Raw genomic sequence first — 12,164 nt, 5'->3', positions numbered from 1 at the left:
ACGTGTCCGGAGGGGGACTTGAACCCCCATGCCCTTGCGGGCACTAGCACCTCAAGCTAGCGCGTCTGCCATTCCGCCACCCGGACTTGCACGTACAGCTTAGCAGCACCCGTTTCCCCGGTGTTTGCCGGGGGTTTCGGCTGCCTTGTCGGCCGCACAGGAGAGAACAGTACACGGCCCTCGGAGGGGGCTGCAGCAGGGGTGGGGGAGCGGACATTGAGGTCTGTATCGGGGCGAATGGGGATCCGGCCTGGTTTTGCGGGGGAGTAGCGGGCAGCATGGCGGGGTGTCCCACCCCTCCCCGCTGACCCCGGCCCTGGAAAGGGCGCACTCGCTGGTTGCCGCTGGTGATCTGGCGGGGGCCGCCGTGTTGTTGGAACGTGCGATCGAAATCGGTCGGGCGAGTCTGAGCCCGGATGACCCGGATGTGTTGGCGACGCAGCGGGAGCTGGCTTCGCTGCGTCATCAGTCGGGGGATCCGGCGGCGGCCAAGCTGGTGTTGGAGGAGGCGCACGAGGCGGGGCAGTTCAGTCTCGGGGACGACGACCCGCTGATGCTGCAGATCTCGTACGACCTCGGGGTGCTCGCCGAGGAGCTGGGGAACCGGGACGAGGCGCGGGTCGCGTTCGGGCGGGTGGCGGACTTCGGGCCGATGATGCTGGGGCCGGGGCACTGGGCGGTCACCCGGGCTCAGGCCTATCTCCGACAGGATCCCACTTCTCCGGTACGGATCGAGCCCGCGCATCAGATGCCGCAGAGTGGCCTGGCCATGCAGGCGCCGCCGGACAACCATCCGACTGTTCTGTGGCCGCCGCATACTCCTCAGGACAACCCGCCGGGCAACCCGTGGGCGCAAGGGCCCACCCGTTCGCAGCAGGAGCGGCAGGAACAGCCGTCGCAGGCGACGCGGACACAGCCGCCGATCCCGACTCCCCGCCAGCCGGAACCAGATGTGCAGAATCGGCCACCCGCGCCGGTCGCTCCGCCGAGCCTGCTCCCGCCGCCGAGCGCATTGACCTTCCCGCCGCCTCAGCCCACCACCGAGACGCCGCCGCGCCAGCCCACCACCGAAACGCCGTCGCGGCAGGCGCCCACCAACGCTCCGCCGCGTCAGGCCGGGACCGAGCTGCCGTCTCCGCCGCCGCGTCAGGCCGGGACCGAGTTGCCCCCGCCACCTCCGTGGGAGAACGGTCTCAAGCTGCCCGGCACGCCCGCTGCACCTACTGGAGCGCAGGCCGACCAAGAACCAGCTAAGAAGGAGACGCAGGACACGTTCCGGGCGGAGTCGCCCTGGGGACCTGCGCCGGGCACCGTCAAGGAGCCCGCCGAGACGCCGTTTCGTGAGGTCAAGCCCGGTGTCTTCGGGGTGCAGGGGACCGAGGCGCCGCCCGCCCTCTTCCACCGGGGTTCGAACGATTCTGTGGTCGTTCAGCGCCCCGACCCGGTGATCATGCCGTTGCGGACGGATCAGCCGGCCGCGCCGGAGGCGCGTCCGGATTCGATCACGGTGGGCGGTCCGGTTCCGGCTCAAATCGATTTTCCCGTACGGGCGGAGCCCGCCCCCGTGGCACGACCAGAATCGGTCACGCCGGGCGTGTCGGCGCCGAGTCACCCGGTGTCCCCGGCGCGACCGGTCTCACCCACCCGCCCGGAGTCACCGGCCGGTCCGGTCCCACCCGCAGGCCTGGGGTCATCCGCCGGTCCGGTCTCACCTGCTCGCCCGGAGCCTGCTCGCCCGGAGCCTGCTCGCCCGGAGCCTGCTCGCCCGGAGCCTGCTCGCCCGGTGTCGGCGCCGGAGCCTGTTCGACCGGAGGCGGCGTCGGAGCCGGAGGCGGCCCCCGAGCCGGGCTTCACGGTTTCCCCGTGGACACGAGTCCCCGACCGGGACGACCGGGACGCCAACCCGATCGACGAGTCCACCACGCTGCTGCCCGCGGTGACCCCACCCTCACCCCCGGCCACGCAGCCGCAGGTCGCCCCCACGCCGGAACCCACTGAGGACGAGGCCTTCTCCGCCTGGCCGGATTTCAATCGGTGGCCGGGCGAGACCAAGCTCACCCCCAGCCTCCCGGAGCCCTCCGACCAGGCCGCCCCACCTAGCGGATATCAGGAGGCCAGGAATCCTGGCGTCTACGAGCAGGACGCCGGTTATCCCAGCTCCTACGCGCAGGACGCCGCCTACCCGGGTGTCTACAGCCAGGACGCCGGGCTTCAGCAAGCCGGCACTTACAGCCAGGACGCCGGGCTTCAGCAGGCCGGTGCCTACGGCCTGGATACGTATCAGCAGGCCGCTCACCCGGGCGTCTACCAGCAGCAACACCCCGCCCACCAGCCCGGCGTCTTCCACCAGGGCACGGACGGGACCTGGCAGGGCGGCCCCGCCCCCACCTCGCCCCCGGATCCCGCGGCGGGCGTGCTCACGCCGTACGGGAAAAGTGGTGGTCGTAAGCGAGGCATGGCCCTTTTCGCGGTGATCGCCGCCACCATGGCCGCTGTCGTCGCGGTTGCCGCGCTGGTCTTCTCGCTGGCCCAGGGCACCCGGAAGGGTGATGACGACAACACCGACCCGAACGCGCCGACGCTTTCCGGGGCGCCGCCGGCCGATGTGAAGCTGACCGACCTGGGCAGCAAGATCGACGTGAGCTGGACCGATCCGACGGATGCGACGGTCAGCTTCATGGTGACCATGGCGCACCCGGGTGAGCAGTTGAAACCGGTCAGCACTGTCGGTCCGGGGCAGACCTCGCGACGCATCGAGGGGCTCAGTGCTTCGCTCGACTACTGCTTCGCCGTGGTGGCCGTTTACGGGACCAACAAATTCGCCACTTCGCCGCAGGTCTGCACCGATCGGGGCAAGAAGTGATCTAGCTGGTTGTCCACAGGCGGGAACGGTGGGTATCGACGGCCGCCGCGATCCCGGTATGGTGGCCTGCGTCCTTGGCACGCCAGGCTTTGCAAACGGGGAGGACGACCGCTGTGAGCAGCACGGACGCCGCGCCGGAAGGTGCACGTAAGCGTCGGTTACCCAGTCGTGGCTACCTGGTCACGATGGGTACGGTGCTGGCGCTCGCCGGCGGCCTCGGCCTGACCGTCCTCGGTCTCGGCAAGGCCGATGAGGCGGTGGCCAGCTTCGATGCCGCCTCGTGGGTGTGGAGTCAGGCCAAGGGCGAGGTGTCCCGGGTCAACGGCGTGACGGCGAAGATCGACACCCGGGTGGACGTGGGTCAGGCCCGCGGGCACGGCCTGGACGTCAGCCAGAGCGACCGGTTCGTCATCCTGCGCGACGTCAACACCGGCGCGATCGGCTCGATGGACCTGACCGACCTGCAGACGTTCTGGAACCAGCAGTTGACCCCGGGTGTCGGCGTGAGTGTCGCGCTGCACGACGACTCGGCCTTCATCGTCGACTCGGTGCAGGGCAAGGTGCAGCAGATCGACCCGGCCAGTTTGCAGCCGATCGGGCAGGCGATCAGTTTCCCGCCGGGCATCACCGGCGGGGACTTCGACGGCAAGGGCCGCCTGTGGATCGTGGCGCCGAGCGAGGGCACGGCCACCGCGATCTCACCGGCGCCGAAGTCCACGACCGGCCCGTCCGGCGATCCGCAGCGGGTGCGCACCGAGCAGGTCGGCGGCGCCAGCCACGACTTCCGGATGACGACCATGGACGACGGCGTCGCGATCCTGGACCGGACGACCAACGAACTGTTCCGCGTCGGTGACGCTCCGACCGCACACACCACGCTGCCGCTGACCGGCCCGGGCGTGCTGGCCCCGCACACCGACGGCAGCACCGTCGCGGTCACCGTGCCGGACACGCGCCAGGTCGTCGGCGTCGACCCGCAGGGCAACATCAAGGCGAAGTTCACCGTGCCCGGCGGCGAGTCGCAGTTGCAGCCCGCGGTCTCGTGGGAGGGCTACTACTACGCGGCCGACACCGACGGTGGCACCGTGCACGTCTTCGACCAGGCCGGCACGCAGCAGAAGCCGATCACCTTCAACCGTCCGGGCGGCTCGCTCGATCTCGAGGTGCGGGAGAACTACCTGTTTATCAACGCGCCCGGCTCGCCGGTGGCGCAGGTGGTGGACAACCAGCACGGTGTCCGCCCGGTCGACAAGTACGCGGATGACGTTCTGGGTGGTGACCCGCCGCCGGTGAAGGCGCCGCCGGTCACCCCGCCGGAGAAGAAGAAGCCGACCAAGCCGGCGGTCACGAAGCCGGGCGCGCCGCGCAACGTGCGGGCCGCGGCCGGTAACGCCGAGGCCCGGGTCACCTGGCAGGCGGCCGCCGCCAACGGCGCCGAGATCACGAAGTACGTGGTGACCGGCAACAACCAGACGTTCGACGTCGGGGCGGATCAGCGCTCGCTGACCGTGACCGGGCTGACCAACGGCGAGACGTACACGTTCCAGGTGCACGCGGTGAATGCCAAGGGCGCCGGCCCGGATCGGGCGAGCAACCCGGTCAAGCCGACCTCCGAGGTGCCCGACCCGCCGGGCGTGCCGGTCGCCGAGGCGAAGCCGGACGGCACCGTGGTGGTGACCTGGCCGGCCGCGAACGGGCAGGGCCTGGCCATCGACCATTACACGGTGACCGCGGTGAGTGAGGGCGGCGGCGCGCCGATCGGCGACGCCAAGGAGCCGACGATGACGATCCCGGCCGGTCAGCTGGACTACGGGAAGCAGTACGCGTTCACCGTCGTCTCGATCAACGAGCGTGGTGCCGGGTCGAAGGCGTCCGGTGTCAGCAACAGCGTCGTCCCGTTCGCCAAGCCGGAGAAGCCGGAGAACGTCGCGGCCACCACGGTCACCGACAAGGCCGGCGCCGTCAAGGTCACCTGGACCGCGCCGGCCGACAACGGGCGAGCCATCAGTAAGTACGTGGTGAAGGCGGGCGACAAGAGCGTCGACGTGAACGACGCGCTGACCGCGACGCTCGACGGGTTCGGCACCGGTGAGAGCGTGCAGGTGCAGGTCGTCGCCGTGAACGAGGGCGGCGAGAGCGACCCGGCCACGGCCACCGCGCGCACCCTGGCCGCGCCGACGCTGACGATCACCGGGACGGACGCGACCTTCAACACCGCGACCCTGTCGCTGAGTGTCGACGCCGGTGGCGCCCCCTCGGCCACCTGCACGGTGTCCACCTCGGCGGGCACGTCCTCGGGGAACTGTTCCAGCCTCAAGGTGAGCGGCCTGATGGCCGGCACCGCGTACACGTTCAAGGTGTCCGCGAAGAACGCGGCCGGCACGGTGACCAAGGACTCGTCGAAGACCACGGATTACCTGGGCGGCACCGCCACCTGCATCAACGGGTCGAGCGGCGACCAGAAGACGTACTGTGACGCGGACGTCGACGGTCGCAACGGCAACGAGATCTTCAAGGTCACCAAGCAGGTGGATTCGCAGCAGGCCGGGTGGGTGCCCAACGGGACGCACCTGCAGGCGTACTGCAAGGACTCCGGCGAGGAGGTGTTCGCGTTCGTCTACAACGACAACAAGCGCAGCACCACGTGGATCCAGGTCAACTACAAGGGGAAGACCTACATCCCGCTGGCCTGGCTCACCATCGATGGCGCCGCCAAGGACGCCGACCTGAAGTATCTGCCGGACTGCTGATGAGGACCACGTGACGCCCGAACCGCTGCCGCCGTCCTACGTCTCCGGCTTCGCCCAGGTCGCCGGGCAGCTCGCCGACCGGATCGGGTCGATCGTGCTGGGCAAGCCGGAGGTCGTCCGGCTGGCGCTGACCGCGCTCTTCGCCCAGGGGCACGTCCTGCTGGAGGACGTGCCCGGCGTCGGCAAGACCACCCTCGCGCGGGCCCTGGCCGCGTCGATCCGCGGGCAGTGGCGGCGCATCCAGTTCACCCCCGACCTGCTGCCCTCGGACGTCTCCGGCGTCACGATCTTCAACCAGGCGAGCCGGGCGTTCGAGTTCCACCCGGGTCCGGTGTTCGCCAACATCGTGATCGCCGACGAGATCAACCGGGCGTCCCCGAAAACCCAGTCGGCGCTGCTCGAAGTCATGGAGGAGCGGCGGGTCACGGTCGACGGCGTGCCGCACCCGGTGCCGCAGCCGTTCCTGGTCGTCGCCACGCAGAACCCGGTCGAGATGGACGGGACGTACCGGCTGCCCGAGGCCCAGCTCGACCGCTTCCTGGTCAAACTGTCGGTCGGCTACCCGGACGAGGAGGTCGAGATCGAGGTGCTGCGCGGCGCCGCCAACCGCTCGCCCGACTCCCTGGAACCGGTCACCGACACGAACACGGTCGGCGAGATGGTCAAGATGGCGCTGCAGGTCCACGTCGCCGACCCCCTCTATGCGTACGCGGTCCGCCTGGCCGCCGCCACCCGCAACCATCCGCAGGTCCGGGTCGGGGTCAGCCCCCGCGGCGTCATCGCGCTGACCCGCGCGGCCTGCGCCTACGCGTTGATCAACGGCCGTGGCTACGTCCTCCCGGAGGACCTGAAGACCCTTGTCGAGCCGGTCTTCGCGCACCGCGTGCTGCTGTCGGCCGACGCCCAGCTGCGCGGCGTGACCGCGGCCGACGTGCTCGCCGACGCCGTCAACTCGGTGGCGGTGCCGCTGCCGGCGAGCGCGTGACCACTCGCGGCATCGGCCTGCTGGCCGCGGCGGTCGTCCTGCTGACCGCCGGGTTCGCGTACGGCTACCCGGACCTGGCCCTGCTCGGCGCGGCGGCCCTGGTCGCGATCGCCTGCGCGCTGGTCTTCGCCTACTGGCGCCCGCAACTCGGGGTCCAGCGGGTCGCCGAACCGGACCGGGTCGCCCGCGGCGAGCCCGCCCGGATGCGCCTGACCGTGAGCAACACCAGCCGGATGCGCGCGGCCAGCATGATCGCCACCGACCGCTGCGGCGGCACGAGCGTGCCGGTCCCGCTGCTGCGCCTGCGCCCCGGCATGGACACCGCGGTGGAGTACCCGGTGCCCACGAGCCGTCGCGGCATCGTCCCGATCGGCCCGCTGCGGGTCACCCGGGGCGACCCGCTCGGCCTGGTCACCCTGAACCGGACGTACGGTGACGTCGCCCGCGTCTGGGTCCACCCGAGGATCCACCTGCTGCGGGCCACCCCGGCCGGCATGGCCCGCAGCCTGGACGGGCGCATCGACAAGATCCCGCACGGCACGATCACCTTCGATGCGCTGCGGGAGTACGTGATCGGCGACGAGTTGCGGCGCGTGCACTGGCGCAGCTCGGCCAAGGTCGGCGAGCTGATGGTCCGCGAGCAGCTGGACACCTCCGAGCCGACGATCGTGGTGCTGCTCGACGACCGTGCGGGCGCCTACCCGGACCCGGAGGCGTTCGAGTCGGCCTGCGAGGCGGCCGCGTCGATCGTCGCCGCCGCGGTCCGCGAGGACCTGCCGGTCGGCCTGCACCTGGTGTCGGCCGTGGCCACCGGCCCGTTCCTGGACGTGCTGACCGAGGCCGCGCTGACCGCGGGGGACCTCGACGCGACGCTGCGGCGGCTGCGGGCCCAGCGGCTCGGCGACACCCTGGTCTTCCTGACCGGGCCCGGTGGGCGCGGTGACCTGGGGACGGTCAGTTCGCTGCGGGGGACGTACCCGGTGGTGCTGGCCGCGTTGTTCGGCGACCGGGACGCGGCCCCGGTCGCGGCCGGTGACCGGCTGATCGTGATCGAGGCGGCCGACGGCGCCGAGTTCGCCGCCGCGTGGGACGGGGTGCGCGGATGGTGAGGGCCCGGCCGTACGTGGTCGCCGCCACCCTTGTCGGCCTGCTGGCCCTGTCCGGGCTCGCGCTGGGTCGCATCTACGCCGATGCGCTGCTGTTCCAGCTGGTCGCGGGTGCCGCGGTCGGCTCGGTCGGTGCGGGCCTGGCGACCCGGCGGCTGCCCTCGTGGAGCGCGGCTCCCGTCTCCACGGTGCTGCTCATCGCGTACGTCGGAATCGGTCTGAAAATTGCCGCGGGGCACGCCGGCGTCACCACGGGGTTCGCCCCGATGGTCCGGGATGCCCTGGTCAACGGCATCCCACGGCTGCTGACGGCGATGATTCCGGTCGAGTCCACACCGGACACCGTCGTCGTCCCGGTGATCGCCACCTGGCTGGCCGGGCTGGCCGCGGTCGAGGTCGGGGTGCGCGCCCGGCGCGTGCTGCTGGGCACGGTGACGCCGGTCGCGCTCTACGCGGGCGCGCTCTACGTCGTCGGGCCGAACGAGGGCGCCGCCGCCGGGCCGACCCTGGGGTTCGCCGCGCTCGTCGTGGTCGCGCTCGCGATCTCGGTGCGCCGCGCCGGACCGGCCGTCGAGGTGTCCGAAAAGGTCAAGGCGCGGACGGTGGCCGGCAGCGCCGCCGGGCTGGTCGCGGTGATCGGACTGGCCGCTGTCGTCGGCCCGTGGATCAGCGGTCAGGTCGGTGCGGCGCCGGTCGACCCACGCCGCTACGTCGAGCCCCCGCAGGTGGACAGCCTCGACGAGAGCCCGCTCAACCGGATCTCGGGCTGGATGCTCGCGCCGAAACAGAAGCTCTTCGGGTACCAACCGGCGGCCCCACCGACCGGCAAGGCGAAGACGGTCAAGGTGCGGCTCGCGGTGCTGTCCGATTATGACGGCGTCACCTGGAAGGTCGGCGGCGTCTACCGCAACGCCGGCCGGGTGCTTCCCGAGCAGACCCCCCTCGCCGGGGCGGCGATCTCCGACGTACGGCAGCAGATCTCCGTCGAGGGGCTGACCGGCCGCCTCCTCCCGGCCGTCCCCACCCCGACCGCGGTGTCCGGCGCCCGGGTGGCCTACGACGCGGGCACCGGCACGCTGATCCGTCCCGAGGGCCTGACCAGCGGACTCACCTACACGGTGACCTCGCGCGTGCAGACACCGGATCTGAACATGCTGCCCGGCGCGCAGTCCCCGTCGGGTGACGCGGTGATCCGCTACCTGTCGGTCAGCGACGGCGTCCCGGACACCGTCCGGCGGCTCGCCGAGCACCTCGCCGACGGCAACGGCGGGTCGTACGATCGCGCGCTGGCGATCCAGGAGTTCCTGGCCGAGCACTACCGGGAGACCGCCGACGCGCCGAGCGGCCACGCCTACCCGAACCTGGCCTACTTCCTGTTCGGGCCGCGCGGGCAGGGCGGCCAGGAGGGCACGTCCGAGCAGTTCGCGGCGTCGTTCGCGCTGCTCGCCCGGCTGACCGGCCTGCCCAGCCGGGTCGTCGTCGGGTTCGACGCGCCCGCCGCCGGCGGCGAGGTCACCGGCGGGGACGCGGTGGCCTGGCCCGAGGTGCTCTTCAACGGCCTGGGCTGGGTGGCGTTCGACCCGCTGCCGACCAGCGACGACCCGACGCCGGTGGAACAGGACTTCCAGCCCAAGCCGACCACGCCGCCGACGACCCCGCCGCAGACCAGCGCACCGGCCGAGTCGGCCGCGCCGTCCGAGTCCGCGCTCGCCGCGCCGGTGGCGGCCGCGGGCGGCGTGTCGGCCGGGGCGGTGGCCGGTGGGACGTCCGGAACGCTGCTGGTCCTGCTGCTGGTGGCGGCGCTGGTGGTGGCGCAGCTGCGCCGCGGACTGCGGCGGCGGCGACTGTACGACGGCGGGCCCGATCAGCGGATCGCCGGGGCGTGGCTGGAGTTCACCGACGCGTTGCGGCTGGCCGGGCAGCCGGTGCCGGAGCACCTGTCGGCGACCGAGATGGCCGCCTACGCGGCGACGCCGCCCCCGCCGCGCCGGGGCGGATTGTTGCGCCGCGCGGTCCCGGCGCCCTCCGAGGCCGCGCCTTCGCCCGGTTCCGTGCCGACGCCGGTTGCGCCCGGCTCGGCATTGCCCGCGCCCGCAGGCGGGTCGGAGTGGGCACCGGCCGCGCCCGGCTCGGGATCGGCGGGATCGATCGCGGTGCTTGAGCAGGGCAGCGGCGATGCGGTCGGCCAGCCGCCGCTTCCGCCGCTCGGGGAACTGGTCGACGCGCTGAACACGGTCGGGTTCGCCCCCGGAGCGGCCGACGCCGGGCAGGCCGATCGGGCCGCGGCACAGGCCATCGCGTATGCGGCGGCACTCAAGGAACGCCGCTCCTGGTGGCGCAAGATCTGGTGGAGCATCCACCCCGGACCGCTGCGGTGGCACCGTTGACGGCCGGTCGACGATTCGGACCGTTGCGCCGGCCCCGGATGGCCGGCTGACGGTTCGGAGAGCTGCGCCGGCACCGGTGTGATGGCCGGTTAACGACTCGGAGGGCAAGGCATTCCGGCCGGTCACCCGCGCGGCTGGAACCGCCCCCGGTCCGGGTGTGTCGAAGATCCAACGCCCGGACCGTCGCGGCTGGACGGTGGATAGTGATCCCGCCCGGATGCTGATCATGGCGTCCACGTAGGGGGAGTGGACCACTCATGCAGAGCGCCGAAAACAAGTCCGTACGTCCGCGCCGGATCGGCGCCGTGCTGGGAGCGGCCCTGTTGATGACCGTTGCCGGGTGCACCGGCGACGACGAGAAGCCGTTCGCGGGCGAGCTGCCGCCGCCCGGCGCGATCTGGCCGACGCTGGAGCCGCCGCACCCGGACGCCGCCGGTGACGGCGAGCAGCAGCAGCCCGGCGCGCCCGCGCAGGACGACCAGCAGAACCAGCCGGGCCAGGCGCCGGCCGGGAACGACGACGGCGGGATCGGCTCGGCGGTCGGCGGCGGATCCAACGGCAACGGCAACAGCAACAACCACGGTACGGCCGGTGGTGGAACCCGCGCTCTGGGCCCGGGCGGCAACGTCGTCGCCACTCCGGGCACCGGCGGCCACCAGCACGGCGGCGGCGGTGGCCTCGGTCTGGGCGGCACGGTGGTCGACAACCCGCGCGTGGTCGGCCCGGCCGGCAACGGCGTCGGCGGCCCCGGACTCGGCGGCGGCGCCACCCCGGCCACGCCGCAGAACCCGGGCACCGCACCGGTGACCGGAAACGGCCAGGCCCCGGGCGGCCAGGCCCCGGCCGGTCAGGCGCCTGGCGGTCAAGCACCGGGCGGCCAAGCGCCGGCGGGTCAGGCCCCGGCGGGCCAGCACACGACCGGCCAGAACCCCGCGGGCCAAAATCCCGCCGGGCAAAACCCGGGGCTGAACCCGGCCGGCCAGGCCCCGGTCGCCCAGCCGGTCAACCGGCCGGGCACCCTGACCCCGGCCGGCCCGGCCCATCAGGCGCCGCCGATCCAGGCCGAGCCGATCGTCGCCCACGACCCGCCGCCGTCGGGCAACTCGCCGGCCCACGACGCGCCGGCCGACAACCCGCCGTTCGCCGACCTGCCGCAGGCCGTGCCCCCGCACGCCGAGCCGCCGGTCACCTCCGACCGGCCGCAGGTCCGCCCGCACCGCCCGGCCCAGGCCCACGACGATCGGCCCGCGCAGCAGCGCCCGTCCCGGCACAACGCGACGCGGCACCGCCCGGCCTGGGTCCGCGCCCTGGACCCGGACCAGCCGATCAACGCCGACCGCAGCTGCGGCGACATCACCGATATGACCCTGGCCAACGGGTGGATGGGCAACTCGAAGCTGTGCTTCGACACCGACCAGGGCGACCTGGACTCGCAGATCTACCTGCTGAACCACGCCGGGATGCCGATCGCCATGCCGCGCTCGGCGGACTACGCGCAGTACCGGCACACGTTCCCGTTCGGGTCGGGCGGCTGGTACGGCGATGACGGCTTCGAGTCCGGGGACGACGGCTTCGAGCCGTACGGGGATGACGGCTTCGACGTCGTACGCGATGGGATTTTTGATGATGGTTTCGGGGATTTCGACCTCGGCCGCCGAGCGTCTGACGAGGGGCCGCGCCACCACCGTCATCACCGGGTGAAGCACGCGGCGCACACGCAGCCGGACCGGTCCCGGTCCGGCCACCGCCGGGCACACCACGAGCGGCCGGACCGCGATCAGGCGCAGCAGCCGTGCCAGGACGCCGACGCCCAGAGCGACACCGAAGCGCCCGACAAATACGAAATGTCGGAAAAGGCGAGCAGCGACGAGCGCGGCGACCAGACCGTGGCAACCGCCGACCACGAAAGCACCGACGAAGCCACTGACGAAACCGACAACAGCCCCGCCGACGAGGACGCCCCCAGCATCCCCGACGACGGCGTAGCAGTAGACACCGTCACCGTCTGACCACGGAAAAGCGAACGCCGGAAAGCGGCACGCGGAAAAGCGGAAAAGCCGCCGCCCCAACCCC

At 72.3% G+C, this 12,164-nt stretch carries 6 protein-coding genes and 1 tRNA gene; 6 read left to right on the top strand and 1 reads right to left on the bottom strand.

Translation table 11 applies throughout. The features are described from left to right. Positions 1 to 3: 3 nt before the first annotated feature. Positions 4 to 86, bottom strand: a tRNA-Leu gene (locus ACSHV8_RS29660). A 200-nt stretch (positions 87 to 286) separates the two neighbouring features. Here ACSHV8_RS29660 and ACSHV8_RS29655 point away from each other — a divergent pair. The 6 genes from ACSHV8_RS29655 to ACSHV8_RS29630 all read left to right on the top strand — a co-directional run bounded on the left by ACSHV8_RS29655 (position 287) and on the right by ACSHV8_RS29630 (position 12,100). After that, on the top strand, positions 287 to 2,863 hold the full coding sequence (locus ACSHV8_RS29655) for a tetratricopeptide repeat protein (RefSeq protein WP_436520919.1): 2,577 nt from the start codon (positions 287 to 289) through the stop codon (positions 2,861 to 2,863). Positions 2,864 to 3,048: 185 nt separating this feature from the next. Further along, positions 3,049 to 5,613 carry a fibronectin type III domain-containing protein gene (locus ACSHV8_RS29650; protein WP_436520917.1) on the top strand — a complete coding sequence of 855 codons (2,565 nt, stop codon included), beginning with the start codon at positions 3,049 to 3,051 and terminating at the stop codon, positions 5,611 to 5,613. 10 nt (positions 5,614 to 5,623) lie between these two features. Continuing rightward, positions 5,624 to 6,598 (top strand): AAA family ATPase, encoded by a 975-nt coding sequence (locus ACSHV8_RS29645; protein ID WP_436520915.1) that lies wholly within the window; start codon positions 5,624 to 5,626, stop codon positions 6,596 to 6,598. Continuing rightward, positions 6,595 to 7,707 carry a DUF58 domain-containing protein gene (locus ACSHV8_RS29640; protein ID WP_436520914.1) on the top strand — a complete coding sequence of 371 codons (1,113 nt, stop codon included), beginning with the start codon at positions 6,595 to 6,597 and terminating at the stop codon, positions 7,705 to 7,707. Before ACSHV8_RS29645 ends, ACSHV8_RS29640 begins: the two co-directional genes overlap by 4 nt. Then, complete coding sequence (locus ACSHV8_RS29635; RefSeq protein ID WP_436520912.1) at positions 7,701 to 10,091, top strand: DUF3488 and transglutaminase-like domain-containing protein; 2,391 nt, start codon at positions 7,701 to 7,703, stop codon at positions 10,089 to 10,091. Before ACSHV8_RS29640 ends, ACSHV8_RS29635 begins: the two co-directional genes overlap by 7 nt. Before the next feature lie 257 nt (positions 10,092 to 10,348). After that, positions 10,349 to 12,100: a hypothetical protein gene (locus tag ACSHV8_RS29630; protein ID WP_436520910.1), complete on the top strand. Its 1,752-nt coding sequence runs from the start codon at positions 10,349 to 10,351 to the stop codon at positions 12,098 to 12,100. Positions 12,101 to 12,164: the final 64 nt, after the last annotated feature.

Source organism: Actinoplanes sp. HUAS TT8 (genome assembly GCF_051380535.1).
Classification (GTDB): domain Bacteria; phylum Actinomycetota; class Actinomycetes; order Mycobacteriales; family Micromonosporaceae; genus Actinoplanes.
Note: the sequence above shows the minus strand (reverse complement) of the source record. Positions and strands in the feature narration are given on the sequence as shown.